Origin of the sequence: Marinobacter sp. M-5 (genome assembly GCF_032911545.1) — a bacterium.
GTDB lineage: Bacteria > Pseudomonadota > Gammaproteobacteria > Pseudomonadales > Oleiphilaceae > Marinobacter > Marinobacter goseongensis.
Window position 1 is genome coordinate 563,971 of sequence record NZ_JAWJEK010000002.1, and the last position, 26,670, is coordinate 590,640.

Here is a 26,670-nt window from a genome sequence, read left to right on the forward strand (position 1 = left end):
TGAGGAATCATTCCTGATTCTTGTACTCGAATACTTCTTTCGGTGTGATCATCTCGCCGGTGTTGTTACCCCAGGCGTTACGCTCGTAGGTGATCACCGCGGCCAGATCCACTTCACTGAGCTGGTCGCCGAAAGCCTGCATCGAGGTTCCGGGAACCCCGTTCACCACGACGTTCAGGTGAGCCTGCATGTCTTCGGTTGCTATCTGACTTCCCTTCAGCGCCGGGAATGCCGGTGGCGCGCCGCTGCCGTCAGCCTGGTGACAAGCTGCACAGGCACTGGCATAGGCTTTCTCGCCACGCTCCATCAGCTCGGCCATGCTCCAGTCTTTGCTGGTCAGCTCGCGCTCGCGCTCGGCCGCCGCCCGTTGGTCCGCGACCCACTGATCGTATTCTTCCTGGGGCACCGCCTTGACCACTACTGGCATGAAGCCATGGTCTTTGCCGCACAGCTCGGTGCATTGGCCGCGGTAGATACCGGGCTCGTCCACGCGAGTCCACGTTTCGTTGATAAAGCCGGGAATGGCGTCTTTCTTGACACCGAAAGCGGGCACCCACCAGGAGTGGATCACGTCGTTGGCGGTCAGCAGCAGCCGCACCTTCTTGCCCACCGGAATCACCAGCGGGTTGTCGACATCCAGCAGGTAATTCTCGGTCTTGGCGACGCGGTTGTAGATCTCGTCCTTGCTGGTCGACATGTTCGAGAAGAAACCGAAATCTTCCTCGATGTAGTCGTACTTCCATCGCCACTGGTAGCCGGTGACCTTGATGTCAACATCCGATTCGGTGGTGTCGTACATATCAACCAGCGTGGCGGTGGCGGGAATGGCCATGACCACAAGAATGACGAACGGAATGATGGTCCAGAGTATTTCCACCAGGGTGTTCTCGTGGAAATTCGCCGGTTTGGCGCCTTTGGACTTTCGGTGAGCGAAGATTGACCAGAACATCACCCCGAATACCACGACGCCGATGGCGACACAGATCCAGAGAATGGTCATATGAAGGTTGAAAATTTCATTACTGGTACCGGTGACCCCGGGTGCCATGTTCAACGTCCAGTCCGCCATGGACCAGGCGGGGAACATCAGGCCGCCCAAAAGGACACCTGCCCGCTTAGCGTGCACGCGCATACTGTGTCTCCACAGAGTGTTATTCTTGTCGGATTTTGGCGTTCGATCCCTCCGTTCCGGCGGCGCTCGCACACGCAATCGGTTCAGAGTGGAAGTCTGCTTATGGATAACTCAGTGTGGAGTATAGACACAGATCAAAGAAAAGCTAAAAAACGACTAAACCCAAAAGTACTAAGAAGGTATCTTTAAGAATCAAATTGAATAAGCGTTTCTCGCTCTCCGTCACAGACCGCCGGCTGTGGGCCCTCGCCTGGCCACTGATGCTGACCAATCTGACCGTCCCTCTGTTGGGTCTGGTGGATACCGCTGTGCTCGGCCACCTGGACAGCCCGGAATATCTGGGGGCCGTGGCGGTGGGCGCCAATCTGTTCAGCATTCTGTACTGGACCTTCGGCTTCATGCGTATGGGCACCACTGGCCTCGCAGCTCAGGCCTGGGGCAAGCGCGACGAATTCGGTCAGGTGGCCCTGTTGGTGCGCTCGCTGGTTCTGGCTGTCGGCATCGGGCTATTGCTGATTCTGTTCCACCAACCGCTGATTCAGCTGGGCCTGACCCTGATGAACCCCAGTGAACGGGTTACCGAACTGGCCGCCGGCTACGCGGCCATCCGGATCTGGAGCGCGCCGGCGGTGTTGTGCCAGTACACCCTGGTGGGCTGGCTGATCGGCACCCAGTTTGCCCGTGCACCCATGATCATGCTGATTGTCGCCAACAGCCTGAACATCGTTCTGGACGTGCTGTTCGTCACGGTGTTCGGCTGGAACAGCCAGGGCGTGGCGATTGCCACCGTCATTGCGGAATATTCAGCGGCGGCGATCGGGTTTCGCCTGGTCCTGCTGCGCCTGCCGGCGGACCACGGCTTCAGCCGCGCGCTGATGGGCCAGCTGTCAGACTATGCGCGGATTCTTCAGGTCAATCGCTACATCATGGTGCGAACCATTGCGTTGCTGCTGGTGCTGGCGTTTTTTACCGCCCAGGGTGCACGGCAAGGAGATACCATCCTCGCCGCCAACGCGGTGCTGATCACCTTTCTGCTGGTGATTTCTAACGGCCTCGACGGTTTCGCCAATGCCGCCGAAGCGCTGATCGGGGAAGCCGTCGGCAAGGGTAGCCGCCGACGCTTCCGGCTGGTGTTCCGCACCGCATTGCGCTGGTCACTGTATGGCTCGCTCATCTTCACCGTGGCCTTTGTACTGGGCGGGCGCCATCTCATCAGCCTGCTCACCGGCATTGACGAGGTTCGTACCACGGCCTGGCAGTACCTGCCGTGGCTGTGGGCGCTCCCGCTCACTGCGGTCTGGGGCTTCCTGCTGGACGGCGTATTCATTGGCGCCACCCGAACCCGCGACATGCAGAACACCATGCTGTTCTCAGCCCTGGTGGTATTCCTACCGGTCTGGTGGCTGACCACAGGCTGGGGCAATCACGGCCTGTGGTTCTCGCTGATCTGCCTGATGGTGGCCCGTGCCCTCACCATGGGCGGCCTGTTTCTGGCCCACAGCCGCCGTGATCGCTGGTTTACTCCCCAGTGACGATTATCGAAAAGCAGGCTGGAAAATCTCGACTACAATAATTCTAAACGGCAGGCTTGTCGCGGTAGCCAGCCCCTGCTCACCTGCCCCCAGCGACCCTTTTGTGAACCATGGGAGGCGCCTTGCGACCTCATCTCGTTCAGACACCGGCAATCCCTGAAATGACACCACAGGCAGTCCTCAACATTATTGACCAGGCACGACGGCAGGAAGCCCGCTCCGGCACTTTTCTTCGCCAGCTGGGGGAGAAAGCTGCGTCCTTGCCGGGCACCATCACCATAGAGGGATACCAGCCGGCTACCTGCCTGTTCCAGTTTGCGGTGGAATACATCGAAATGGCACCGCGGCTGATCGAGTGCGTGGAAGCCTGCGCCCGGGAAGCCGACAAGGCCGATCTGTTCGCTCCGTTCATCGATGCCGCCACCCGCTATTTCACTCAGCCGTCGGTGCTGCTGGTGCGCTATGACGGTCTCGACGGCCTGCTGATCCGTGCCTACCTGTGCCATCGTCTGATGGAGGAGATGTATGAGAACAACCGCTCCATCCGCGCCAGTGACCTGGTGGACATCGAGACCACCCAGGCCAACCTCCTGGTACACCAGCTGATCGGTGAGCCCTTCGCCAACGAACTCGACGACGCCATCACGCTGACCGTTCTCCAGATCGCCGGCACACCGGACTATTACGAACTCAATCTCGACCCGTTTGTGGAGCACGCCAGGAACGCCGCCTGGGACTGGATGCGGCACTACTGGGAAAACCTGCTGGTGCGCAACCACATTCGTTTCTCGCTGGGCAACAGCCTCTGATTGCAGGTAATCTAGCGCCTTTCTGAATGCCTACCGATGATGACCTGAAAGGAGACTCCCATGCTGGATAACGCAGACCTTGGAAAACTGATCATTCGCCTGACGCTCGGCGGCCTCATGCTGTTTCATGGCGTGGCCAAACTGTTCCACGGTGTCGGCTTCATTGAAGGTCAGCTGGCCAGTCACGGGATCCCTGCGTTCTTTGCCTACGGCGTTTTCATCGGCGAGCTGCTGGCGCCGCTGATGGTGGTGCTGGGTTACCAGACCCGCATTGGCGCGCTGCTGATTGCCTTCAACATGCTGGTGGCCATTGCGCTGGTGCACGGCCACGAGTTGATGGCGCTGGGCAGCAACGGAGGCTGGGCGCTGGAGCTGCAGGGCTTCTTCCTGTTTACTGCGATTGCCCTGATGTTCCTCGGACCGGGTCGCTATAAACTGAAGAACTGACCCACCGGCTGACCCGGTTTCGACCGGCTTTCTTGGCGGCGTAGAGCGCCTCGTCCGCACGCTGGATGAGCTCGGCGGGCTCGCCGCCCTGCCACTGAGCTCCCACAGCACCGACACCTGATCCGCCGACAGCCCTCATGCATCCCTGTCAGATTGGTGTTAACTTCAGACGCTTACCGGCGGAACGTCTTCCGCCGGGGTCAATAACGTCAATCCGCTCCGGAGACCGCCGATGACGGACAAAAAACCAGAATTGCGCCCGGGCAGGTATCGCCATTACAAGGGAAAGGACTATCAGGTACTCGAGGTTGCCCGCCACAGTGAAACCGAGGAGAAACTGGTGGTGTATCGCTGCCTGTATGGTGACCACAGCCTCTGGGTTCGCCCGCTTGCCATGTTCCAGGAGACCGTGGATGTTGCCGGTGAGCAGATTCCCCGCTTTGCCTGGGTCAGTGAAGACTGACTTCATCCGGTTTTGACTGCTGCAACGATTTCCTGCACATTAGCGCGCTTTTCATGATGCCGGCCCCCACAAGGGGCCGGGTAAACCTGTAATTCCTATCCGGAGTTTTGCCATGAATGCCGTTGTTGCTGCGGTTGCCATCATGCTCGTGCTGAGTTTGTGCCGCATTCACGTTGTTGTTGCCCTGATCATCGGTGCCGTATCCGGCGGCCTGATCGCGGGGCTGTCCCTGGAAGCCACCATCGAGGCCTTCAATAACGGTCTTGGCGGCGGTGCCACCGTGGCACTGTCCTACGCCACCCTGGGCGCGTTTGCCGTGGCCATCGGCAAGTCCGGTCTTGCCCACGCCCTGGCCGACAAGGCGCTGGCACTGGTCGGCCGCCAGAACCCGGGCATGGCCGTTGGCGGGCTGCGCTTCCTCATCATCGGCCTGCTGCTGGCCATTGCCATCTCATCCCAGAACATCCTGCCGATCCACATCGCGTTCATACCCCTGGTGGTGCCACCGTTGCTGTACGTGATGGCGAAACTGAACATGGACCGCCGTCTGGTCGCCTGTGTACTGACCTTTGGTCTGATCACCCCGTACATGTTCCTGCCGGTGGGGTTCGGCGGCATCTACCTGAACGAAATCCTGCTGGCCAATGTGGGCGACAACGGCGTCGATGCCAGCGATCTGAACGTCATGTCTGCCATGGCCCTGCCGGCCCTCGGCATGCTCTGTGGCCTGCTGGTGGCGGTCTTCTTCAGCTACCGCGGTGATCGCCACTACAATATAGAAACGCTGGCAAAAACCGAGCGGGTCGATGTGCACTACAACAGCCGCACCTTGTTCATGGCGCTGGTCGCTATTGTCACGGCCTTCGTGGTCCAGCTCTGGCTGGGCTCGATGATTCTCGGCGCCCTGGCCGGTTTCGTGCTGTTCAATGTGTCCGGAGTGGTCAAATGGAAAGAGGCCGACGACCTGTTTACCGAGGGCATGAAGATGCTGGCAATGATTGGCTTCATCATGATCGCAGCCTCCGGGTTTGCCGAGGTAATGCGGGAAACCGGCGAGATCAAGACGCTGGTGGAAAGCTCGGCGGCCACCATCGGTGACAACAAGGCCATGGCCGCCTTGCTGATGCTGGTGGTGGGCCTGCTGATCACCATGGGCATCGGCTCGTCATTCTCCACCATCCCCATCATCGCCGCCCTGTATGTGCCCCTGGCCCTGCAGATGGGCTTCAGCCCGCTGGCCATCGTCGCCCTGGTCGGCACCGCCGGTGCCCTCGGCGATGCTGGCTCCCCGGCGTCCGATTCCACCCTTGGGCCCACGGCCGGCCTGAACGTGGACGGCCAGCACAACCACATCTGGGACACGGTGGTGCCGACGTTCCTGCACTATAACCTGCCGTTACTCGGGTTCGGGTGGTTGGCGGCTATGGTGCTTTGAGTTTGGTGCGTGCCTGCTTTTGTAGCCTGTGGGGTGAGAGGGTCTCACCCTCCCAACAAGCAGGCTACAAGGCCAATCCCAGACCTCAGTCCTCAGATCCGGACTTGAAAAACACCACCTGCTTCACCGTATGGTCGTCTTCATTCTTGCGCTTGTTCACCCGCGTCTCCAGCTCGGGCGCAGCGGGCTGCTCCACGTCCGACACCGCATCGGTGAAACCGCAGGCCACGCACTCGCGCACCTGATCGTCATCGTCGGTGGTGAACATCATGATCTTGTCCATCTCCGCGCAGCGGGGGCAAACGGCACCGGCGATAAAGCGTTTCGGGCTTGCCATATCAAGCAGCCTCCCCGGTGATGCCGTTCTGCCGCAACAACGCATCCACCTGCGGTTCGCGGCCGCGGAAGGCCTTGAACAGTTCCATCGGCTCCTGGGACCCGCCTTTCTCAAGGATGTTGTGCAGGAAGGCCTTGCCGGTTTCCGGATCGAAGATGCCGCGCTCCTCAAACAACGAGAAGGCATCCGCTGCCAGTACTTCTGCCCACTTGTAGCTGTAGTAACCCGCGGCGTAACCGCCCGCGAAGATATGAGAGAAGCTGTTGGGGAAGCGGTTGAACGCCGGAGCCTGGACCACTGCGATTTCTTCCCGCACGGTACGGTGCATATCCAGCGGGTTGGTGGGGGCGTCGCTGGTGAATTCCGCGTGCAGGCGGAAGTCGAACAGGGAGAATTCCAGCTGGCGCACCATGGCCATGCCGGACTGGAAGTTCTTGGCCGCCAGCAGTTTCTGCAACAGATCGTCCGGCAGCGGTTCCCCGGTGTCGTGGTGCGAGGCGATCAGCGCCAGGGACTCCGGGTTCCAGCACCAATTCTCCAGGAACTGGCTGGGCAGTTCCACCGCGTCCCACGCCACGCCGTTGATACCGGACACATCAATCACATCCACCTGGGTCAGCATGTGGTGCAGGCCGTGGCCGAATTCGTGGAACAGGGTGGTCACTTCGTCGTGGGTCAGCAGGGACGGCTTGCCGTTCACCGGCGGGGTGAAGTTACAGGTCAGGAACGCCACGGGCAGTTGCAGCTGCCCGCGCAGGTTCTGCCAGCGTACCCGGCAATCCGCCATCCAGGCGCCGCCACGCTTGCCCTGGCGGGCAAAGAGGTCAAGATAGAACCAGGCCAGCGGCTCGCCATTGCGGCTGATGCAGTAGGCGGTGGCGTCCTCGTGCCAGGTTTCCACCTCGGGCTTTGCCTCGATCTGGACATCGAACAGCTTTTCCGCCACGCGGAACAGACCCGGCACCACCTTGTCCACCGGGAACCAGGGACGCAGGGTTTCCGGGGAGATGTCGTAGCGCTGCTGGCGCAGTTTTTCGCTGTAATAGCCCACATCCCACGCCTGCAGATCGTTGACCCCGTACTCGTCTTTGGCGAACGCCTGCAGTTCGGAAAACTCCTTCTCCGCCTGCGGCTTGGCTTTGGTCGCCAGCTGGTTGAGGAAGTCCAGCACTTCGTCGGTGCTGCGGGCCATTTTGGTGGCCAGCGAGCGCTCGGCGTAGTTGTCAAAGCCCAGCAACTGGGCGAGGGCATGGCGACGCTTGAGGATTTCCGCCATCACCGGCGTGTTGTCCCAGGTACCGGCGTCCGGGCCCATGTCGGAGGCACGGGTCACAAAGGCTTCGTAGACTTCGCGCCGCAGGTCGCGGTTGTCACCGTAGGTCATCACCGGGAAGAAGCTGGGGAAATCCAGGGTGATCACATAGCCATCAAGGTCTTTCTGTTTGGCCGCCTGTCTGGCGCCGTCAATGGCGCTCTCCGGCAGACCCACCAGCTGATCAACGTCGGTTATGTGTTTGTACCAGTGCTGGGTGGCATCCAGCACGTTATCGCTGAACCGGTTGGACAACTCCGCCAGCTCCCGGGACAATTCCGCATACTGTTTTTTCTGCTCCGCGGGCAGATCCACGCCACCCAGGTGGAAGTCCCGCAGGGTATTCTCTACCGACTTGCGCTGGGCCTCGCTCAGCTGACCGAAATCCTCACGCGCTGCCAGTTTCTTGTAGGCGTTACACAGGGCTTCGTTCTGGCTCAACTCGGTACTGTACTCGGTGAGTTTTTCGAGGCAGCGCTTGTAGACCTTGCGCAGCTCGTCGTTGTTCATCACGCCGTTCAAGTGCGAAATCACCGACCAGGCGTTGCTGAGCTTGTCTTCCAGCTCCTGCATCGGCTGCGCCAGGGTGGTCCAGTCCGGGTCTTCATTCTGGGCGAGACTGGCGATTTTCATGCGGTTTTCACTGAGAATCTGGTCAATCGCCGTGTCCATGTGCTCGGTGCGGACATGGTCGAACTTCGGCAGCAGGTCGTCGGTCAGTAGCGGGTTATTCATAGGTCCCCTTCTCAACTATCAATTTGTGAGGTAGCGTCGGCTTGTCAGACCTCGGGGAAAGGCCCCTCCCACAGGCACCCCGAGCCTCCGGGTAAACGCTCTACAGGTATATGTAATGACGAATGTACGTTCTCACAAGGGTATCACGCCACAATTTGGCGAGCGCGCCTGGATTGACCCCAGCGCGGTGGTCATCGGCGACGTCAGAACCGGGGATGACTGTTCCATCTGGCCGATGACGGTGGTGCGGGGTGACATGCACAACATCCGCATCGGCCACCGCTGCAGCGTGCAGGACGGTTCGGTGCTGCACATCACCCACGCCAGCGATTTCAACCCCGGGGGCTACCCGCTGACGCTCGGCGATGACGTCACCGTGGGCCACAAGGCTTTGCTGCACGGCTGCACCATCGGCAGCCGGGTGCTGGTGGGTATGGGCTGCATCATCATGGACGGTGCCGTGGTGGAAGACGATGTAATCGTGGCCGCAGGCTGCCTGGTACCGCCGGGGAAAACCCTGAAGTCCGGCTATCTGTATGTGGGCTCGCCCTGCAAACAGGCGCGGCCGCTGAACGAAAAGGAGCTGACTTTCTTCCGCTACACCGCTGCCAATTACGTCAAGCTGAAAGACCAATACCTTAATGATCAGTAACCGGGTGGTCTGACTTCCCCGCCTTCGCCGTATGTTTCCCTGCGATGACAGTTCGCAGGAGTTGCTGTGTCACCGCTTTCCGGTCCGCGATCACGGACCGTTTTCTACGGAGGCAATGGTGAAGGAACTGGATTTTCCCCTGTTAGACCGAACGCGGTTGTATCTGGACGCCATCGCTGCGCCGTTGTCTCAGCCTCAGCGTCAGGATCTTGCCCGGGTCATCGCGCAAGCGCTCGCCGCTGGCCGGGTGTCGACCGACGACCAGGTGAGATCGCTGGCGCTTGACTGGAGCGACCGCCAGCAGGCTGCGACGCGGCCGCAACAGCCGCCACTGCGGCGGACCAGCATGGGCTACTTCCACCATGGCGGATAATGCCTCCAACTGGAAAGCGGTTGCGATACGCCGCCGTGCGGTGCTCGCCCTGGTGGTCTTTACACAGACCACGCTGGCAGTAGCGTTACTGGCGCAGATTCTGCCGGACGCCACCACGCTGACGGGCCTGACCATCATCGGTCTGTTCGCCCTGTTGCAACTGTGGATTGCGGTGGGCTTCTGGACAGCCCTGACCGGCGTGCTGATGCGCCTGCGCGGCGGCGACCCTTTCAACCCAGGCCATCGTCTGGCCGCCAGCGGGCTTGACGACACCCCGCTCGCCGCCACCGCCGTGGTCATGCCTATTTATCATGAACCGGTACAACGCACCCTGGACGGCCTCAAGGCGATCTATCGGGATCTGGAACGCAGCGGCCAGCTGCAACACTTCGAATTCTACATTCTCTCGGACAGCCGGGACCCCGAGGTCTGGCTGGCGGAACGGGCTCATTGGCAGGCGCTGTGCCGGGAGCTGGGCAGCGACCGTATTTTCTATCGCCGGCGTACCGTCAACCTCAACTACAAAAGCGGCAATGTGGCGGATTTCCTGCGCCGCTGGGGCAGGGCGTATCGCTACCTGGTGGTACTGGACGCCGACAGCCTGCTCAGCGGCGAGTGTCTGACCCGGCTGGTGCAGGTGATGGAACACGCACCCCGCACCGGCATACTGCAGACCGCTCCCCGGCTGGCGCGGGCAAGTACCTGGTTTGCCCGCCTGCAGCAGTTTGCCAGTCACGCCTACGGCCCGCTGTATACCCGCGGGCTGGCGGCGATTCAGATGGGCGAGGCGGCCTATTGGGGCCACAACGCCATTCTCCGGGTTGAGGCATTCATGAGCCATTGCGGATTGCGCAAGCTCCGGGGCCCGGGACTGTTTGGTGGCCCGGTGATCAGCCACGATTTCGTCGAAGCCGCCTACCTCGGGCGGGCCGGCTACGACACCTGGCTGGTGCCGGAACTGGCCGGCAGTTTCGAGGAATCCCCGCCGAGTCTTGAAGACGATCTGGTGCGGGACCGCCGCTGGTGCCGCGGTAATCTGCAACATCTCTGGATCCTGTTGTTCGAACCCGGGCTGACCTTTGCCCACCGCATGGCGCTGTTTACCGGTGTCATGTCTTATGTGGCCTCCCCCTTATGGCTGGCGTTCCTGACGCTTTCTGCGGTGGTGGCCCTGCAGCCGGCGATGGTCTCCACCCTGAGCGATGCTCACCACAGCGGCGCCGGTGTCGCGGCGTGGGTACTGACCACCAGCACGGTGTCGATGCTGTTCGGACCGCGCGTGCTGGCCATCGCCGACGTGTTACTGGCCGGGCAGGGCAAGGCCTTTGGTGGTCGCCGCCGTTTGCTGGCCAGCGCCATCGGGGAAACCCTGGTGTCGCTGCTGCTGGCCCCGGTCCGCATGGTGGCCCACAGCCGCTTTGTGCTGACCGCACTGGCCAATCTTCCGGTGTTATGGGCCGGGCAGAACCGCACGGACCGGACCTCCTGGCGCAGGGCACTGGCCGCCCACGGCCCGGGTCTGCTGGCAGGCAGCGCACTGCTGGCGGTCGGCGCTGCCTCAGGGAACATGCTCTGGCTGTGGACCCTGCCCATCACCCTGCCGCTGGTACTGGCACCGGTCATGGCCGTGCTGCTCAGTCGATACGCATCCCCCCGGTCACTGCCCACGGTGGTGAACACCCGCGCGCCGGCAGTGGTGCGCCTGGCCGACACCGCCCCGGCAACCCCTGAGCCGTCCGCCGGCCTGAGCCGTTTCCAGCAGGCCGTGGTGTTCCCCACCGCCAACCTGCACGCAGCGGCGCGGCAAAGACCCGGCGCATCCGGACGCAAACGGAGGATTCTGGACGCATTGGTGCACCGCTGCCTGCAGGAGGGACCGGACGCCCTGACCTGGCGCGAACAAAGCCTGATCTGCGATCACGGCGATGCCCTGCGCCAGTTGCACGATCGGGTCTGGCAGGCGCCGTCAGACAGCCACTGGGGTCAACTACTTGGCAAGCTTGAACAGGGCAACCGGCACGCCCACTCTGCAGCGACGCCCGGCCGTACCGATTCCGGACCCGACCGGGGCGCAGAAGACACCCCGTCAACCGTTGTATTTCACAGGGAGTTTCCGTGGATAGACGCACGCTACTGAAACTCGGCCTGCTGCTGGGCTGCGCCCTGCCTCTGGCCCGCATGCCGCTGACTCAGGCGGCCACGGGCACAGCGCCGGACAACGCCGGCCAGCCGTTCAGTCACGACTGGCTTCGTCAGCATGCCCGCGCGCTTGCCGCAAAGCCGTATCAGTCCAGACAGGCCGGCCTCCCTGCGGCGTTGAACAACCTCAGCTGGGACGACTATCAGAGCATTCGCTTCAGGCCCGATCACGCGTTGTGGCGGGGGAACGGCAGCCCATTCCGGGCGCAGTTTTTTCACCTTGGCCTGTATTTTCGCAAGCCGGTGCAGTTTTTCGAAGTTCGCGACGGGGTCGCCCAACCGATTCCCTATCGCGCGGATCATTTCGAGCACGGCGATGGGATCCGTACCGACGACCTGCCGGAAGATCTGGGCTACGCGGGCTTCCGCATCCATGGCCATCAGGATTTCCGCCGTGACCTGGTTGCCTTCCTGGGGGCCAGCTATTTTCGCGCCGTGGGCGAATCGCGGCAGTACGGACTGTCCGCCCGCGGCCTGGCCATCGATACCGGCCTGCCCCGGGAGGAGGAGTTCCCGGATTTCACCGCATTCTGGCTGGAAACCCCGGCGGCAGGCGCCACCGACGTGGTGGTCCATGCCCTGCTGGATTCCCCCAGCATCACCGGGGCCTACCGTTTCCGGCTGCGGCCCGGAAAGAACATGGTAATGGACATCAGTGCCTCCCTGTACCCACGTCAGGCCATCGAGCGCATCGGCATTGCACCGTTGACCAGCATGTACCAGACCGGGGAGAACGACCGCCGTAAAGCCAACGACTGGCGGCCGGAAATCCACGACTCCGACGGCCTCGCGCTCTGGACCGGTGCCGGTGAACGGCTGTGGCGACCACTGGTCAACCCGCGCACCCTGCGGGTCAGCCATTTCCGCGATGACAACCCCCGGGGCTTCGGGCTGATGCAGCGGGACCGGGAGTTCAGCCACTATCAGGACGACGGTGTGTTTTATGAGCGCCGGCCGAGCCTGTGGGTAGAGCCCCGACAGGGGTGGGGCAGCGGTGACGTGGTGCTGGTGGAGATACCCACCGACGACGAAACCTTCGACAACATCGTCGCCTTCTGGCACCCGCACCAACCTCTGAAACCGGGCAACGAACACCGTCTGGATTACCGGCTGACCTGGGGCGAGCATCACCCGCACCCGGCGCCAGAGCTGGCCACCACCCGCGCCACCCGCACCGGTATTGGTGGCGTCGTCGGCCAGCCCCGGCGTTATTTTTCGCGCCGCTTTGCGGTGGATTTTTCCGGTGGCCAGTTAGCCATGCTGGCCAACAACACCAATGTAGAGGCCATTGTGAGCGCCAGTCGCGGCCGGGTTGAGCTGGTATCCGCCCGCCCGCTTCATGCTCTCAATGGATATCGCGCCATGTTCGACCTGGTGCCGGATGACACCGCCGAGCCTGTGGAGCTGCGGCTGTTTCTGCGCCTCGGCGCGCAGGCGCTGACGGAAACCTGGCTGTACCAGTATTCCCCGCCGCCACTTACAGAACGAACGTTCTGACGGAACAACACTGATGACGAAAACCTCGCTGTTTCTGGCGCTGATCCTGAACCTGATGCTGGTGGCCCTTACCGTATCCGGCTTTGCTTACACACCCTGGCTGGCGCTGGAAACTCTGTTTCTGTGGGGGTTGTTCGCGGCTTTACCCCCCGGCAGCCTGCAACGCCGGCTGGCCATGGTGGCGGGTATAACCTACGCCTTCGTGGCCGCCCTGGTGGTGGTGGACCTGCTGGTGCAGCAAACCCTCGGGCGCCCCCTGAATCTGTATCTGGAACTCGGCGTCGCCGGCGCAGCCTACCACCTGCTGCATACCAATCTGGGCACCGCGCTGGCGGTCATGGTGTTGGTGTTATTGCTGGTGATTCTGATCGCGCTGGGCACGCTGTTTGCCTCCCTGCTGCAACGACTGGCCCACCACACCCCCCGGCAGGCTCCCAGAATGCTGATCGCCGCGGCGGTCGGGCTCACCGGCCTGACATTCGCGCTGCCGGCGCCCATCGCAGCAACCGGCACAGCGTTATTGGGCAGGCAGGTGGCGCTGGCGACCGACACCCACGAGGCCACGCAATCATTCCAGTTGGGTATCGCGCAGGGTGAGAGCCTGGGCAGCCGGACCCTGGCCGATCTGGCTGGCAAGGATGTGATCCTCGGCTTCGTGGAATCCTATGGTATCTCGGCCCTCACCGACCCCCGTTATGGACCGAGAATAGTGCCGCGCCTCGAGCGCATGGAAGCCACGCTGCGGGAACGGGGCCTGCATCTGGTGAGCGGGCGCCTGACCTCGCCGGTGCAAGGAGGCCAGTCCTGGCTTGCCCATATGACCCTGCTCAGCGGGCAATGGGTCGACAGCCAGCTCGACTACGATATTCTTCTCAGCAGCCGGCACACCACACTGATCGACGACATGAAGCAGACCGGGCACAACACCGTGGCGGTGATGCCGGCGATTACCCGCCCATGGCCGGAAGGCCGGCGCTTCGGCTACGACCGCATTTACGACGCCGGCTCCATGGGCTACCAGGGACCGCCCTTCAACTGGGTAACCATGCCGGACCAGTACACCTGGTCCTGGTTCGAGCAGGAGCTGCGCCGACCATCACCGCAGCCGCTGTTCGCCGAAATGGCGCTGATCAGCAGCCACGCCCCCTGGGTGCCCATTCTGCCGGTACTGGAGGACTGGAGCGAGATCGGCAACGGTCAGGTCTTTGACACCTGGCGCGACAGCGGCGAGGCGCCCGCCAGCCTGTGGCGGGACCCGGACCGGGTACGTGCCCATTACAGCCAGGCCCTCGACTACGCCCTGGAAGTCATCACCGGCTACGCCGATCAGTTCATGGATGACAACACCCTGCTGATCATCGTCGGTGACCACCAGCCGGCGCCGCTGATCACCGGCGACAACGCCAGCCGCGACTCGGTCATCCACATCATCAGTGCCGACCCCGCGCTGGTGGAGCCTTTTCTGCACATGGGGCTACCGGGATTTCAGACCGGTGCCCTGCCGGAACTGGACACTGCCGGCCTGCCAATGAACCGCTTCCGCCGCGTGTTTCAGGACATTTTTTCCGGGAACTGACGCAGATCAAACTCGCTCCCTTGGGGGCTTGAAAACCGTGCAGGCGGACCTACATTCAGCAATAGCAGAAGTTCACGGAGTCCTTCCGGTTGGCGCCACCGGTATGGAGCTGTTCCGCGAGCGAAGCTGAGATGTCTCAACAATTTCAGATTCGACACAGGAGGAGTTTCATCATGAGCAATCTGACCCGCTGGAATCCGGTCAACGAATTCGATGACCTGATGAACCGTTACAACCGGCTGTTCGGCCTGACCCGCAGCAATGGCGAACGGGAAGGAAAAGATCTGTTCAGTCGCAGCGACTGGGCCCCGGCCGTGGATATCAAGGAAACCCCGGAAGCGTTCACCATCGAAGCCGAATTACCGGGCATGGCCAAAGAGGATGTGAAAGTCACGGTGCACGATGGCGTGCTCAGTATTCAGGGCGAACGCAAGCACGAAGAAGAGAGTAACGACCGGAAACACCACCGCATCGAGCGCGTGTATGGCAGTTTTCTGCGTCGCTTTACGCTGCCGGACAATGTGGACGAGGGCAGCATCCACGCCAACTTCAAGGACGGTATCCTGTCACTGACCCTGCAGAAGTCCGAACCTGCCGAACCCAAAGCCATCGAGGTTCAGGTTCAGTAACGGTCCGGACGCACCGCACCTGGCCGGGAGCGCTCAGCTCCCGGCTTCGGCCCGGGTTTTGGCGCCTGCGGCTTGCAGCGCGGCGGCGTATTCGGTGCTACGACGATGGGCCTGGATATGGTCCAGAATGGTTTCTCCGGATTCGCCCACCGCATTGAGGTTGCGGCCGGCGGCGACAAAAAATCCGATAAACCGCTCGAAATCCCCCGCACGCATGGCCTGATAGGCTTTCTGCAATACCAGGAAATCGGCATCGATACCCGGCGCTGCCGGCTCGATGGCGAGGAAACTCCTGACTCGCTCGTCGCTCCACTCTTCGCCAATGACTTTTGGTTTGTCTGGTCCGCTCATGGTCTCTCCCGGTGGTTGTCCGGTTGTTGGTTCAAACAGGGGGCACAGTATAAGGATATGAATGCAAAGAAGTTAGTTGAATTGACTATGAGAAGCTTTCACCCGGGCATAAGCGCCTCAGGGCATGATGTCCACCGGCGCTCCAGGCTCCGCGGCCGGCGAGCCGTTCGCACATTCGGGGTTACGGATGGCGATCTCCACCCGCCGGTTTTTGGCGCGGTTCTCCGCACTGTCGTTGGGCGCCAGCGGGTTGGTTTCGGCACGGCCTGCAGCAACCACCCGCTCCGCCGGTACCTGGCGGTTCATCACCAGCTCGTGGACCACCGACACCGCCCGCGCGGCCGACAGGTCCCAGTTGGAACGGTAGCGACTGCTGGCAATCGGGCGGTCATCGGTAAAACCGGACACCAGCACATCGCCACGGCAGTCCGCCAGCACCCCCACAACCCGATCAATGATCGGTAGCATTTCAGGCTTGATGGCGGCATCCCCCGAGCGGAAAGTAGCCTCTTCCGAGAAGCGGATCACCACCTGGTTTTCATCGTAGTTCACACTCAGGGCTTCCGACGCCACCTCGCGCTCCAGCTCACGGATCATGCGCGAGGCCAGATTCACAATGCCGGCGGGCACGCCGGTGGTCTCGACGCTGTCGGTCCGTTCATCAATGAAGTCCGGCTCGCTGACCATCGAGTCACTGGGTTCCGGCAACGACACCGTGTCAGCTTCAATCAACGTCAACGGCGAGCCACCGACCCCCTCGGCCACCACATTGTCACTGCCGAAAGCCACCGCCATGGAGTTCGCCATGGCGCGGTATTTTTCCACGTCCATCTCGGCAAACGACAGCAACAGGATGAAAAACGTCAGCAGCAGGGTGGCCAGATCGGCAAAGGTCACGATCCATGCAGGGGTCTGATTTCGCAGCCGTAGCTTGTCCTTTTTCCACACGTGTTCCAAGGCGTCAGGCCTCCCGCTCCGGGGCCAGGCCGGTGCGCTGATCCGGAGTGACAAACGACGACAGCAGTTCGGTCATGACCCGCGGATTCTCACCGCGCATGATGTTGCGGATGGAGGTAATGATCAGCAGGTGGTTGCGCCCTTCATCTTCGGCTTTGAGTTGCAGCTTGTCCGCCAGCGGCAGGGCAATCAGCTGGGCCAGAAAGGCACCGTACAGCGTGGTCAGCAGGGCAATGGCCATGGCAGGACCGATGGAGGAGGGATCGTCGAGGGTGTTGAGCATCTGCACCAGGCCGACCAGGGTGCCGAGCATGCCGATGGCGGGGGCGGATTCGCCGATGCCGCGGAACACCCGCTCGGCCACCTCGTAACGCTCGGCGGTCTGCCGCGTTTCCTGGGCCAGGGCTTCTTCCACCAGCTCCGGCGGGTGGCCGTCGACACACAAATTGATGGCCTTGCGCAGGAAGACGTTGTCGGTCTGGTGATTCTCCAGACCGAGGATGCCTTCCTTGCGCACCACCATGGCCAGAGCCCCCACCTCACGAACCAGTGCGGCCGGGCTTGGTACCCGGTCGGTAAACGCCGCGGCAAACGCCAGCCGGAACGCCCCCACCACAGACGACAGACGGAACTTGATCAGGGTAACGGCGAAGGTTCCGCCCAGCACAATGGCCAGGCCCGGCAGATTGAGAAAAGTCAGCAGCGAGGCATTGGCCAGCATCGCCAACACCACGATCACCACGCCCGCTACCAGACCCACAAGGGTAAGAATGTCCATCGGGAACCTATCGAGTGTTTAGACCCTGAGCATAGCCCATCCCGGGCGGCCCGGCTCAGTCGTTACGCAACTCGTCCATGACCGCCGTGGTCTGCGGGCGGATACCCCGCCAGATGCGGAAAGCTTCCGCCGCCTGTTCCACCAACATGCCGAGGCCGTCGTACACCCGGTGTGCACCCTGATCCAGCGCCCACTGGTTAAAGGTGGTGGTGGTCAGAGAATACATCATGTCGTAAACCACAGTGTCGGCACCGATCACATTCGGCGACAACGGGGGCAGATCGCCCTGCAGACTGGCACTGGTGCCATTGATGATGACATCGAAGGGCTCTGCGGGGGCCGCGAAACCACAGGCCGAAAGCGCCACACCGGCGGCCTCATCACGGAACAGGTCCACCAGTGCCTGCGCCCTGGACACCGTTCGGTTGGCCACCGTGATGGCGGCCGGGCCGGTGGCCATCAGCGGCCCCAGCACGCCTCGCACTGCGCCGCCGGCACCCAGCACCAGCAGCCGCTTGCCCTGCAGACTGACGTTGTGAGTGCGGGTCAGGTCAGTGACCAGACCTGTGCCGTCGGTGTTGTCGGCGGTGAGCAAGCCTTCGCCGTTTATATACAGGGTGTTGGCGGCGCCAGCTTTTTCCGCCTCCGGCGTGCGCCGGTCCGCCAGCGACCAGGCCTGCTCCTTGAATGGCACCGTCACGTTCAGACCCTGACCACCACGGGCAAAGAAGTTGCGGACGGTACCGGCAAAATCGTCCAGTGGCGCCTGAATGGCGGTGTATTCCACCGGTTCACCGGTTTGCCGGGCGAACAGGCTGTGGATGCGCGGTGACTTGCTGTGGCTGATGGGATTGCCCACCACCGCGTACAGGTCATTGTTCATGGTTCAGCTCCAGCCAGTCACGATCAGTGAGGAAATACTCCGTCAGCCGCGACTCCTCGGAACCGGGCGCGGCGCTGCGGTTGTAGTCCCAGCGCACCAGCGGCGGCAGTGACATCAGGATCGATTCGGTGCGGCCACCGGACTGCAGGCCAAACAGCGTGCCGCGATCGTAAACCAGATTGAACTCCACATATCGACCGCGGCGGTAGAGCTGAAAATCCCGCTGCTGGTCGGTGTAGGGCAGATGCTTGCGACGCTGCACGATGGGCTCGTAAGCCTCGATATAACTGCTGCCTACCGCCTGCATCAGGCCGAAATCGCGGCCAAAATCGCCGGTGTTGTGGTCGTCGAAGAACAAGCCGCCAATACCCCGTGGCTCGTTCCGATGTTTGAGATAGAAGTACTCGTCACACCAGTGCTTGAAGCGCGGGTAGACTTCGTCACCAAACGGCTGGCAGGCGTTACGGGCGGTCTGGTGCCAATGCACGCAATCCTCGTCAAAGCCGTAATACGGGGTGAGGTCATAGCCGCCACCAAACCAGTACACCGGCTCCGCGTCCTTCGGGGTGGCGATGAAAAACCGCACATTGGCGTGGGAGGTCGGCACCATCGGGTTATGGGGATGGATCACCAGCGACACCCCCATGGCCTGCCAGGGTGCACCAGCCAGATGAGGGCGATGCGCGGTGGCCGACGGGGGCATGGTGTCACCCATCACGTGGGAAAAGTTCACTCCGCCTTTCTCGAACACCGCGCCGTCGGTGAGCACACGGCTGATGCCACCGCCGCCCTCGGGCCGGTCCCAGGCATCGGTGATGAAGGTGGCCTCGCCGTCCACCGCACCCAGGCGCTGGGCAATGGTTTCCTGCAGTGTCAGCAGGTAGTGTTTGACGGCGTTGCTGTCGGGTTGCTGCGACATCTGACTTCTCCTACCGCAATTGACGGCCGTTGACGATATCCAGAATCCGGCTGGGCTGACGGTTGCCGCCCAGATCCCCGGGTACGATCCAGTCCAGGGTGTCGCCGAAATAGCGGCGCACCTGCCAGATGGAACGGGCCGGCTGACGCCCCGCCGGATTGCAGGAGGTGGACACCAGCGGCATGCCGGCGGCGTCACACAGGGCGCGAACCACCGGGTGGCTGCTAACCCGCACCGCAATCGAGCTGTGGCGCCCGCGCACCCACTCAGGGATCTGCTGTTGCACGTCCGGCAGCAGGCAGGTCACCGGCCCGGGCCAGTGGCTCTCGGCTTCCCGCTGCAGATCCAGCGGTAACGGATCCAACAGGAACCGCACCTGATCCACCGACGACGCCACCAGAATCACGCCTTTTTCCATCGGACGATGTTTCAGATCGAGAATGCGGTCCACCGCCTCGGCATCCCAGGGATCACAGCCCAGACCCCACACCGCTTCGGTCGGGTAGGCGATGACACCACCACCGAACAGGGTGCGGCGGGCACAGTGCAGTTGCCAGTCGGTAAGGGGTTTGGATGAGTTCGGCATGGCTCAGGCTATCCTCTGGAAACCTCCCGGAACCGAGCTGACCAGCCCCTGCAGTTCCAGTAACAGCAGCGACTGCATCAACTGATCGGCGGGCAATCCGGTTTCTGAACACAGTTGATCGGTTGACTGCGGATCATACCCTAAAGCCTCCAGCACCGCGATTTCCCTGGGATGCAGATCAGCGGCCGCAGCCGCCTGTTGCGGCCTGCCGGCGGGGACGTCCGGGGCGCTACACCAGGCCTCGAGTTCTTCCAGCACATCGTCCACCGTTTCCACCAGCCGCGCGCCCTGCTTGATCAGATGATGGCAGCCCCGTGCCACCGGGCTGTGCACCGATCCGGGGATGGCGAACACCTCACGCCCCTGTTCCAGCGCAAGCCGGGCGGTGATCAGCGATCCGCTGCGCAGGCTGGCTTCCACCACCAGTACGCCTCGGCTCATGCCACTGATAATGCGGTTACGTTGAGGGAAGTGGGCGGCGCGGGCCCGCTCGCCGGGCGGGTACTCCGACATCAGCAAGCCCTGCCCGGTAATCCGCTGGGCCAGCTTGCGGTGCTGGCTCGGGTAGAGCCGGTCAAGCCCGCTGCCGATAACCGCCAGGGTTTCATGCCCGGCGTCGAGGGCGCCGGCGTGGGCGGCACCGTCAATGCCCAGGGCCAGTCCGCTGGTCACCAGGAAACCCTGATCGCTCAGAGCCGATGCGAACCTGCGGGCGTGATCGAGGCCCGCGCGGGTGGCGTTGCGGCTGCCGACAATACCGATCTGGTTACGCTGCAACAGCGGGCGGCGGCCCTGGCAATAGAGCACCAGGGGGGCGTCGTGAATGTGGTGCAGCGGTTCCGGGTAATCCGCGTCACCCAGGGTCAACAGCCAGATGCCCTGAGCCTGACAGGCGTTGCGGATCGCACGGGCCCGGGCCACCACCGGATGGCCGCAGTCCTGTTGCTGCCACGCCTGTACCGGCTCAATGATCTCACGGGGCAGCCCCATGGCTTTCAGGGTCGCGGCGTTGGCAGCCAGCAGCCCGCTCAGATCCGGCATCACCGATGCAACCGCGTGGCGGCGGCGCAAACCGAATTTGGGCAGACAGCTCAGCATCAGCCAGGGGCTGTCAGCACACTGGAAAAACGCCGCGGCGGGCTCTTCAATCGTGACAACGGGGGAAACTTCAGACATGGACCATCCTTCCCTGGCTGGTTGATTCTGCAGCTTCTGGCTGCAAGCCGGCTGCTGCCATCCTGGCGCCGGCGATGGGGATTATGTCATAAAAAACGGGAGCCGGTGGCGACTCCCGTTGCGGGATCTGCGTGCCGTGGATGGCCTACCTCAGGGGTTGGTCACCTTGTCACCCACGGAAAGAACCCGGGAGGCTCGCAGTATCAGACCGTAGCTCATTTTTTCGTAGGTCTGGAACACCATCAGCAGGCCGGCACGTTCGGAGGGCAGCTCGATGGTTTCGTTGGTGACCGGATCGCGCACCAGGTTGCCGCTCTTCAGCACCGCCATGACGTTGCCCGGCTCGAGGCCGTCACGCTCGCCGCGGTTGATGGCCACTACGTCATACTGGCCAATCTGGTTGACACCACCCTCCACGGATATCATGACGCCCTCAATCGCGTCTTCCGGCGAGCTGGGCACAAAGTTGGTGGTCAGGCGGCGGTCCTCACTGACCAGCAGACGATCGCCGATGCGAACTTCCTCGCTGGAGCTGGTCAGGTTCAGCGTCAGCACGTCGCCGTTTTCAGCGTTCACCTCACCCTTGGCAATGCTGCGCGCTTCCAGGCCCAGGAACTCACCGCTGTCGGGATCCCGGAACTCCTTGCTGCGGCGGAAAATGCCCACGCGGTCGGCGGGCTTCTCGCCACGGGCGTAGACCCGATCGCCGGCGCCGGTGATGATGCGGCCGTCTTCGCCCTCAAGCACATAGGGCGCGCCATTGAGTTCTTCAGGAGAGACAATGCGGGTTTCCGACAAGAAGCTGCTGATCGCGTCCAGCGGAATCGCCGGAATCGGCGTATCAATGGCTTCGGAGCGAATCTGCGGGGACAGCTTGACCACGTCGCTGCTGCTGACCTTAGTGACCCGGGGCTTGCCATCAATGTACACCAGCGCCAATCGGTCGCCCGGGTAGATCAGATGAGGATTCTGCACCTGTGGGTTAACGTGCCAGATTTCCGGCCAGTACCAGGGGTTGTTCAGAAAACGGGCGGAGATGTCCCACAGGGTGTCACCCTTCACGACAGTGTAACGCTCGGGATGATCGGACCTGAGCTCCGGTTGCGCATGAGCCCAGGAGGTTAGCAGCAGCATGCTTGCTGCCAGAGCGTACAGCAGTTTCCTCATTGTCTAAGTCCTTGATCGCGTGCCTTGAATCAATTGATTCTGTTCTTGATATGCAGCCTGTCGGGTGCAGCTTATTGTGTTGCTGTTTCCGATACTATAGAAGAAGTCACGCAAATTGTGATGTTATCTTTTGTTCTTCCAGTAAATTCTACCGCATCGTCAAGAGTTTTTGACTATTGACTGATCAGTTTGTACTCAATCATCAAGATGGGGGATAATACAAACTGTCCGAACATCATAGTCCCGGAGATGTAATTTGCGCAGTACGCTGTCGCATTTCGGAGAGCGCAGTCACACTGTTACAAAACATAACGGTGTCATTCAGGTTCACAGGCCAAAAGTACGAGCAGCATGATTCTAGAGATACTCGAATACCCGGATCCCCGTTTGCGCACCATCGCCAAACCGGTGGAAGAGGTGACAGACGCCGACCGCAAGCTCATCGACGACATGTTCGAGACCATGTACGATGCGCCCGGCATTGGTCTGGCGGCGACCCAGGTAAACGTGCACAAGCAGATCATCGTAATGGATCTGTCCGAAGACAAGAGCGAGCCGCGTGTGTTCATCAACCCCAGCGTGGAAGTGCTCGATGGCGAGCTTGAAGACATGCAGGAAGGGTGTCTCTCGGTGCCGGGCTTTTACGAAGACGTGTCGCGCATCGAGCATTGCATGATCCGCGCCCTGGATCGCGACGGCCAGCCCTTCGAACTCGAGGCCCGGGGCCTGCTGGCGGTGTGCATTCAGCACGAAATGGATCATCTTAACGGCAAGCTGTTCGTGGACTACCTGAGTTCGCTGAAGCGCAACCGGATTCGCAAGAAGCTGGAAAAGCAGCACAAGAAGAGTGCCTGATCGCGGGCGCTCGGTCTGGCCGATCACCTGATCGCTGTCCAGAGCATGGCCAGACAGCACAGACCGGGTGAAAGCCCGGTTTTTTCGTATTCAACGGAACAGAGACGACATCACCGTGCGCATCGTGTTTGCCGGCACCCCGGATTTTGCAGCCACCGCCCTGAAAGCGCTGGTGGACCACCGCCATGACGTGGTGGGCGTCTACTCACAGCCCGATCGCCCCGCTGGCCGCGGTCGCAAGCTGACCCCCACGCCGGTCAAGCAGGTGGCCCTGGACGCCAACATTCCGGTGTTCCAGCCGCCCTCCCTGAAAACCCCGGAAGCCCAGCAGCAGTTGCGGGACCTGCGCCCCGACGTGATGATTGTGGCCGCCTATGGCCTGATCCTGCCGCCGGCGGTTCTGGCGATTCCCAGCCACGGCTGTCTCAATATCCACGCCTCGCTGCTGCCCCGCTGGCGCGGCGCCGCCCCCATTCACCGGGCCATCGAAGCCGGCGACCCGGAGACCGGTATCACCATCATGCAGATGGACGAGGGCCTCGACACGGGCGCCATGCTGTTGAAGGTGATCACCGCTATTGAAGACGGCGACACCGGCGGCAGCCTGCACGACCGCCTGGCGGAACAGGGTGGCAAAGCCATCGTCAAGGCGTTGGCGCTGCTGAAAAAAGGTGAGCTGCAAGGGGAAGCGCAGAACAATGATCTGGCCTGTTACGCCCACAAACTGTCCAAGGACGAGGGCCACATCGACTGGAATCTGGAAGCCAGCGCCATCGAGCGCCTGGTACGCGCCTTCAACCCCTGGCCCGGCACCTACACCGACTTCAACGGGCAGCGGGTGCGCATCCATCAGGCCAGTGCCCTCGACGAATCCCCGGGGCAGGTACCCGGCACGGTGCTGAAACGGCAGCGGGACGGCATCGACGTGGCCTGCGGCACCGGTGTGCTCAGGATCACCAGCCTGCAGCTGCCCGGCGCCCGGGCCCAGACCCCCAACGACCTGATCAACGGCGGCAAAGAGTTGTTGCTGCCAGGCCAGGAGCTGAACTGAATGAACGACCGCAGCCAGCCCATGCGCGCCCTGGCCGCTCAGGTCCTGCTATCGGTGGAGAACGGCCAGTCGCTGACCCAGTGCCTGCCACTGGCGCTGAACCGGCTGGCCCCGAACGAACGCCCCGAACTGCAGGCCATCTGTTACGGAACCTGCCGCTGGTTCCACCGCCTTGACGACGAACTGAACCAGCGTCTCAACAAGCCGCTGCGCAAACCCGACCGGGTCGTTCATCATCTGATGCTGGTGGCGCTGTTCCAGCTCCGCCACAGCCAGCAGGCCACCTACGCGGTGCTGAATGAGACCGTGGAAGCCTGCCGCGCCCTGGGCATGCCCAACCTGACCGGCCTGGTCAACGGTGTGTTGCGCAGTGCCGAGCGGGAAGGCGCGCCGGAAGCCTCGACCGACGCCGCCCGCTTCAGCCACCCCCTGTGGATGGTGGAAAAGCTGCGCCACAACTGGCCCGATGACTGGCCGGCCATCCTCGACGCCAATAACGCCCAGGCCCCCATGACCCTGCGGGTCAATGCCCTGCGCTTCAGCCGTCACGACTACCTGGCACAGCTGGCCGAGGCCGGCATAGCGGCGCAAGCCACGGCGTTCGCCCCCTACGGCATCCAGCTCGAGACACCGGTACCGGTGGACCGCCTGCCGTGGTTTGCCGACGGCGCCGTCAGCGTGCAGGACGAAGCCGCCCAGCTGTGTACCACGCTGCTGGATCTGGCACCGGGCCAGCGGGTACTCGATGCCTGCGCCGCGCCCGGCGGCAAGACCTGCGCCATTCTGGAAGCCTGCGGTGACCTCGGCGAGGTGGTGGCCATTGACGAATCCGCCGAGCGTCTGCCCCGGGTGCAGGAAAACCTCGACCGGCTCGATCTGCAAGCCACCCTGAAACAGGCGGATGCTGCAGCAGTGGCGGACTGGTGGGACGGCGAGGCCTTCGATCGCATCCTGCTGGACGTGCCCTGCAGCGCCAGCGGCGTCATCCGGCGCCACCCGGACATCAAGCTGCTGCGGCGGGAATCCGACATTGTGCCGCTGGCCTCAATCCAGCTTGGCCTGCTGGAGGCCATGTGGTCTGTCCTCAAGCCGGGAGGCCGGCTGGTGTACGCCACCTGCTCGGTGTTCCCCCAGGAAAATCACCGTATAATCCAGCGCTATCTGAAACAGCAGCCCGCCGCAACGCTGCTGGCACCAGAATTCACCTGGGGTCGCGACATGACCGCAGGAAGACAACTGTTACCCGATTCCGCAAGCCATGACGGCTTCTTCTACGCCGTGTTGGAGAAACCAGAGCTATGAAAATCCTGATTCTCGGTGCCGGCCAGGTGGGTGGCACACTGGCGGAAAACCTCGCCAACGAAGCCAACGACATCACCGTGATTGACAGCGACAGCACCCGCCTGCGGGAACTGCAGGATCGTCTGGACATTCGCACCGTGCAGGGCAAGGCCTCATTTCCGACGGTACTGAGGCAGGCCGGCGCAGAAGACGCCGACATGATGATCGCCGTCACCAACAGCGACGAGACCAACATGGTGGCCTGCCAGGTGGGCAAACTGCTGTACAAGACACCGACCACCATCTGTCGGGTACGGGCCAACGCTTATCTGGCCAAAGCCGAACTGTTCTATCAGCGGGATCAGCAAAAGGACCTGGACAGCCTGCGGGGCTTCCCCATCGACGTGCTGATCAGCCCGGAACATCTGGTGACCAAACACATTACCCGGCTGATCGAATACCCGGGCGCGCTGCAGGTACTGGAATTCTCCAAGGGCCTGACCCGGCTCGTGGCCATCCGCGCCACCGAAGGCGGGCCACTGGTGGGCCACGAACTGTCTTACCTGCGCACCCACATGCCCAAGATCGATACCCGCGTGGCGGCTATCTTCCGCAAGGGCCGGGCCATCATGCCCCAGGGCGACACGGTGATCGAAGACGGCGACGAGGTGTTTTTTATTGCCGCCTCGGACCACATCCGCTCGGTGATGAGCGAGCTGCAACCGCTGGAAAAACCTTACAAGCGTATTTTCATCTGCGGCGGCGGCAACATCGGCCAGCGCCTGGCCCACACCCTGGAGAACCGCTATCAGGTCAAGCTGCTGGAGCGTGACCGCGAACGTTGCGTGATGCTGTCGGAAAACCTGCGCAAGACCGTGGTGCTGGAAGGCAACGCCGCCAACAAGGACATCCTGCTGGAAGAAAACATCGAAAGCACCGATGTGTTCTGCGCCGTTACCAACGACGACGAAGCCAACATCATGGCCTCGCTGCTGGCCAAGCGCCTCGGCGCCCGCAAGGTGCTGACCCTGATCAACAACCCGGACTACGTGGACCTGATCCAGGGCGGCGACATCGACGTGGCCATCTCGCCCCAGCAAACCACCATTGGCAGCCTGCTGACCCACGTCCGCCGCGGCGATGTGGTCAACGTACACTCCCTGCGTCGGGGCGCGGCGGAAGCCATTGAGGCCATCGCCCACGGTGATCACCGCTCGTCCAAGGTGGTGGGTAAGCGGCTGGACGAAATCACCCTGCCAGAAGGCACCACCATCGGCGCTATCGTTCGCCGCAACGAAGTACTGATCGCCCACGATCACTTGCGAGTGCAGCCGGATGACCACGTGATCCTGTTCCTGGTGGACAAGACCCGCATCCGCGACGTGGAAAAACTGTTCCAGGTGGGGCTCACGTTCTTCTAGCAAAAACAAGGCGGTGAACGCCGTTTAGAAATACACGTCTGGCCAGCGTATAATGCGCCTTTTTTCAGCGTGCCCCGGCTCAAGAACGGGGCGCCACACACAGACTGATCAGCAGGC

At 62.2% G+C, this 26,670-nt stretch carries 26 protein-coding genes; 15 read left to right on the plus strand and 11 right to left on the minus strand.

The window, feature by feature from the left end; translation table 11 throughout:
* Positions 1-7 precede the first annotated feature (7 nt).
* The gene (coxB, locus tag R0125_RS11900) at positions 8-1,132 is read right to left on the minus strand and encodes a cytochrome c oxidase subunit II (RefSeq protein ID WP_317238309.1); all 1,125 of its coding nucleotides are present in this window, start codon (positions 1,130-1,132) and stop codon (positions 8-10) included.
* Positions 1,133-1,392: 260 nt separating this feature from the next.
* Between coxB and R0125_RS11905 the strand changes: the two genes are divergently transcribed.
* The 5 genes from R0125_RS11905 (at position 1,393) to R0125_RS11925 (ending at position 5,818) form a co-directional block, all read left to right on the plus strand.
* The gene (locus R0125_RS11905; RefSeq protein WP_317238487.1) at positions 1,393-2,664 is read left to right on the plus strand and encodes an MATE family efflux transporter; all 1,272 of its coding nucleotides are present in this window, start codon (positions 1,393-1,395) and stop codon (positions 2,662-2,664) included.
* Positions 2,665-2,825: 161 nt separating this feature from the next.
* Positions 2,826-3,473, plus strand: a complete 648-nt coding sequence (locus R0125_RS11910; protein WP_317238310.1) for a hypothetical protein — start codon at positions 2,826-2,828, stop codon at positions 3,471-3,473.
* A gap of 60 nt (positions 3,474-3,533) precedes the next feature.
* The gene (locus R0125_RS11915; RefSeq protein WP_317238311.1) at positions 3,534-3,920 is read left to right on the plus strand and encodes a DoxX family protein; all 387 of its coding nucleotides are present in this window, start codon (positions 3,534-3,536) and stop codon (positions 3,918-3,920) included.
* Positions 3,921-4,152: 232 nt separating this feature from the next.
* Positions 4,153-4,383 carry a DUF1653 domain-containing protein gene (locus tag R0125_RS11920; protein ID WP_248181780.1) on the plus strand — a complete coding sequence of 77 codons (231 nt, stop codon included), beginning with the start codon at positions 4,153-4,155 and terminating at the stop codon, positions 4,381-4,383.
* Positions 4,384-4,495: 112 nt separating this feature from the next.
* Positions 4,496-5,818: a Na+/H+ antiporter family protein gene (locus tag R0125_RS11925; RefSeq protein WP_317238312.1), complete on the plus strand. Its 1,323-nt coding sequence runs from the start codon at positions 4,496-4,498 to the stop codon at positions 5,816-5,818.
* Positions 5,819-5,903: 85 nt separating this feature from the next.
* On the opposite strand, the gene R0125_RS11930 is transcribed toward R0125_RS11925, so the two are convergent.
* Together R0125_RS11930 and prlC are read right to left on the minus strand one after the other, a co-directional pair.
* On the minus strand, positions 5,904-6,155 hold the full coding sequence (locus R0125_RS11930; RefSeq protein ID WP_248181782.1) for a YheV family putative zinc ribbon protein: 252 nt from the start codon (positions 6,153-6,155) through the stop codon (positions 5,904-5,906).
* Between the two features lies 1 nt (position 6,156).
* Positions 6,157-8,202 (minus strand): oligopeptidase A, encoded by a 2,046-nt coding sequence (prlC, locus tag R0125_RS11935; protein ID WP_317238313.1) that lies wholly within the window; start codon positions 8,200-8,202, stop codon positions 6,157-6,159.
* 115 nt (positions 8,203-8,317) lie between these two features.
* Here prlC and R0125_RS11940 point away from each other — a divergent pair, with 115 nt between their 5' ends.
* The 6 genes from R0125_RS11940 to R0125_RS11965 all read left to right on the plus strand — a co-directional run bounded on the left by R0125_RS11940 (position 8,318) and on the right by R0125_RS11965 (position 15,128).
* Positions 8,318-8,854 (plus strand): gamma carbonic anhydrase family protein, encoded by a 537-nt coding sequence (locus R0125_RS11940; RefSeq protein ID WP_317238314.1) that lies wholly within the window; start codon positions 8,318-8,320, stop codon positions 8,852-8,854.
* A gap of 118 nt (positions 8,855-8,972) precedes the next feature.
* The gene (locus R0125_RS11945; RefSeq protein ID WP_317238315.1) at positions 8,973-9,227 is read left to right on the plus strand and encodes a hypothetical protein; all 255 of its coding nucleotides are present in this window, start codon (positions 8,973-8,975) and stop codon (positions 9,225-9,227) included.
* Complete coding sequence (gene mdoH, locus R0125_RS11950; RefSeq protein ID WP_317238316.1) at positions 9,217-11,364, plus strand: glucans biosynthesis glucosyltransferase MdoH; 2,148 nt, start codon at positions 9,217-9,219, stop codon at positions 11,362-11,364. The genes R0125_RS11945 and mdoH overlap by 11 nt, the downstream gene beginning before the upstream one ends.
* Positions 11,343-12,923, plus strand: coding sequence for a glucan biosynthesis protein (locus R0125_RS11955; protein ID WP_410797629.1), 1,581 nt, complete (start codon positions 11,343-11,345; stop codon positions 12,921-12,923). Before mdoH ends, R0125_RS11955 begins: the two co-directional genes overlap by 22 nt.
* Before the next feature lie 13 nt (positions 12,924-12,936).
* Positions 12,937-14,499 (plus strand): sulfatase-like hydrolase/transferase, encoded by a 1,563-nt coding sequence (locus R0125_RS11960; RefSeq protein ID WP_317238317.1) that lies wholly within the window; start codon positions 12,937-12,939, stop codon positions 14,497-14,499.
* 173 nt (positions 14,500-14,672) lie between these two features.
* Positions 14,673-15,128: an Hsp20/alpha crystallin family protein gene (locus tag R0125_RS11965; protein WP_317238318.1), complete on the plus strand. Its 456-nt coding sequence runs from the start codon at positions 14,673-14,675 to the stop codon at positions 15,126-15,128.
* A gap of 33 nt (positions 15,129-15,161) precedes the next feature.
* Here the strand turns inward: R0125_RS11965 and R0125_RS11970 are convergent, their stop codons facing one another.
* The 8 genes from R0125_RS11970 to R0125_RS12005 all read right to left on the minus strand — a co-directional run bounded on the left by R0125_RS11970 (position 15,162) and on the right by R0125_RS12005 (position 21,945).
* Positions 15,162-15,479 (minus strand): PA4642 family protein, encoded by a 318-nt coding sequence (locus R0125_RS11970; protein WP_317238319.1) that lies wholly within the window; start codon positions 15,477-15,479, stop codon positions 15,162-15,164.
* 117 nt (positions 15,480-15,596) lie between these two features.
* Positions 15,597-16,436, minus strand: a complete 840-nt coding sequence (locus tag R0125_RS11975) for a flagellar motor protein MotB (protein WP_317238320.1) — start codon at positions 16,434-16,436, stop codon at positions 15,597-15,599.
* 4 nt (positions 16,437-16,440) lie between these two features.
* On the minus strand, positions 16,441-17,214 hold the full coding sequence (locus R0125_RS11980) for a motility protein A (RefSeq protein WP_317238321.1): 774 nt from the start codon (positions 17,212-17,214) through the stop codon (positions 16,441-16,443).
* A gap of 55 nt (positions 17,215-17,269) precedes the next feature.
* Positions 17,270-18,097 carry a shikimate dehydrogenase gene (aroE, locus tag R0125_RS11985; RefSeq protein ID WP_317238322.1) on the minus strand — a complete coding sequence of 276 codons (828 nt, stop codon included), beginning with the start codon at positions 18,095-18,097 and terminating at the stop codon, positions 17,270-17,272.
* Positions 18,087-19,016 carry an oxygen-dependent coproporphyrinogen oxidase gene (gene hemF, locus R0125_RS11990; RefSeq protein WP_317238323.1) on the minus strand — a complete coding sequence of 310 codons (930 nt, stop codon included), beginning with the start codon at positions 19,014-19,016 and terminating at the stop codon, positions 18,087-18,089. The genes aroE and hemF overlap by 11 nt, the downstream gene beginning before the upstream one ends.
* A 10-nt stretch (positions 19,017-19,026) precedes the next feature.
* On the minus strand, positions 19,027-19,602 hold the full coding sequence (locus tag R0125_RS11995) for an L-threonylcarbamoyladenylate synthase (RefSeq protein WP_317238324.1): 576 nt from the start codon (positions 19,600-19,602) through the stop codon (positions 19,027-19,029).
* Between the two features lie 3 nt (positions 19,603-19,605).
* Positions 19,606-20,778 carry a DNA-processing protein DprA gene (dprA, locus tag R0125_RS12000; RefSeq protein WP_317238325.1) on the minus strand — a complete coding sequence of 391 codons (1,173 nt, stop codon included), beginning with the start codon at positions 20,776-20,778 and terminating at the stop codon, positions 19,606-19,608.
* 150 nt (positions 20,779-20,928) lie between these two features.
* Positions 20,929-21,945, minus strand: coding sequence for a LysM peptidoglycan-binding domain-containing protein (locus R0125_RS12005; RefSeq protein ID WP_317238326.1), 1,017 nt, complete (start codon positions 21,943-21,945; stop codon positions 20,929-20,931).
* 351 nt (positions 21,946-22,296) lie between these two features.
* On the opposite strand from R0125_RS12005, the gene def reads away from it, so the two are divergent.
* The 4 genes from def (at position 22,297) to trkA (ending at position 26,553) form a co-directional block, all read left to right on the plus strand.
* Positions 22,297-22,800: a peptide deformylase gene (gene def / locus R0125_RS12010; RefSeq protein ID WP_317238327.1), complete on the plus strand. Its 504-nt coding sequence runs from the start codon at positions 22,297-22,299 to the stop codon at positions 22,798-22,800.
* Between the two features lie 115 nt (positions 22,801-22,915).
* On the plus strand, positions 22,916-23,851 hold the full coding sequence (gene fmt, locus R0125_RS12015; RefSeq protein ID WP_317238489.1) for a methionyl-tRNA formyltransferase: 936 nt from the start codon (positions 22,916-22,918) through the stop codon (positions 23,849-23,851).
* The gene (gene rsmB / locus R0125_RS12020; RefSeq protein ID WP_248181795.1) at positions 23,852-25,153 is read left to right on the plus strand and encodes a 16S rRNA (cytosine(967)-C(5))-methyltransferase RsmB; all 1,302 of its coding nucleotides are present in this window, start codon (positions 23,852-23,854) and stop codon (positions 25,151-25,153) included.
* Positions 25,150-26,553 carry a Trk system potassium transporter TrkA gene (trkA, locus tag R0125_RS12025; protein ID WP_248181796.1) on the plus strand — a complete coding sequence of 468 codons (1,404 nt, stop codon included), beginning with the start codon at positions 25,150-25,152 and terminating at the stop codon, positions 26,551-26,553. The genes rsmB and trkA overlap by 4 nt, the downstream gene beginning before the upstream one ends.
* Positions 26,554-26,670 lie beyond the last annotated feature (117 nt).

Coding starts and splice junctions, on each gene's coding strand:
- R0125_RS11980 (WP_317238321.1), bottom strand. CDS start 17,214: ATGGACATTCTTACCCTTGTGGGTCTGGTAGCGGGCGTGGTGATCGTG.
- R0125_RS11915 (WP_317238311.1), top strand. CDS start 3,534: ATGCTGGATAACGCAGACCTTGGAAAACTGATCATTCGCCTGACGCTC.
- R0125_RS11965 (WP_317238318.1), top strand. CDS start 14,673: ATGAGCAATCTGACCCGCTGGAATCCGGTCAACGAATTCGATGACCTG.
- trkA (WP_248181796.1), top strand. CDS start 25,150: ATGAAAATCCTGATTCTCGGTGCCGGCCAGGTGGGTGGCACACTGGCG.
- R0125_RS11960 (WP_317238317.1), top strand. CDS start 12,937: ATGACGAAAACCTCGCTGTTTCTGGCGCTGATCCTGAACCTGATGCTG.
- R0125_RS11970 (WP_317238319.1), bottom strand. CDS start 15,479: ATGAGCGGACCAGACAAACCAAAAGTCATTGGCGAAGAGTGGAGCGAC.
- R0125_RS11920 (WP_248181780.1), top strand. CDS start 4,153: ATGACGGACAAAAAACCAGAATTGCGCCCGGGCAGGTATCGCCATTAC.
- dprA (WP_317238325.1), bottom strand. CDS start 20,778: ATGTCTGAAGTTTCCCCCGTTGTCACGATTGAAGAGCCCGCCGCGGCG.
- prlC (WP_317238313.1), bottom strand. CDS start 8,202: ATGAATAACCCGCTACTGACCGACGACCTGCTGCCGAAGTTCGACCAT.
- R0125_RS11910 (WP_317238310.1), top strand. CDS start 2,826: ATGACACCACAGGCAGTCCTCAACATTATTGACCAGGCACGACGGCAG.
- R0125_RS12005 (WP_317238326.1), bottom strand. CDS start 21,945: ATGAGGAAACTGCTGTACGCTCTGGCAGCAAGCATGCTGCTGCTAACC.
- aroE (WP_317238322.1), bottom strand. CDS start 18,097: ATGAACAATGACCTGTACGCGGTGGTGGGCAATCCCATCAGCCACAGC.
- hemF (WP_317238323.1), bottom strand. CDS start 19,016: ATGTCGCAGCAACCCGACAGCAACGCCGTCAAACACTACCTGCTGACA.
- R0125_RS11930 (WP_248181782.1), bottom strand. CDS start 6,155: ATGGCAAGCCCGAAACGCTTTATCGCCGGTGCCGTTTGCCCCCGCTGC.
- R0125_RS11995 (WP_317238324.1), bottom strand. CDS start 19,602: ATGCCGAACTCATCCAAACCCCTTACCGACTGGCAACTGCACTGTGCC.
- coxB (WP_317238309.1), bottom strand. CDS start 1,132: ATGCGCGTGCACGCTAAGCGGGCAGGTGTCCTTTTGGGCGGCCTGATG.
- rsmB (WP_248181795.1), top strand. CDS start 23,852: ATGAACGACCGCAGCCAGCCCATGCGCGCCCTGGCCGCTCAGGTCCTG.
- R0125_RS11925 (WP_317238312.1), top strand. CDS start 4,496: ATGAATGCCGTTGTTGCTGCGGTTGCCATCATGCTCGTGCTGAGTTTG.
- def (WP_317238327.1), top strand. CDS start 22,297: ATGATTCTAGAGATACTCGAATACCCGGATCCCCGTTTGCGCACCATC.
- R0125_RS11905 (WP_317238487.1), top strand. CDS start 1,393: ATGCTGACCAATCTGACCGTCCCTCTGTTGGGTCTGGTGGATACCGCT.
- R0125_RS11940 (WP_317238314.1), top strand. CDS start 8,318: ATGACGAATGTACGTTCTCACAAGGGTATCACGCCACAATTTGGCGAG.
- mdoH (WP_317238316.1), top strand. CDS start 9,217: ATGGCGGATAATGCCTCCAACTGGAAAGCGGTTGCGATACGCCGCCGT.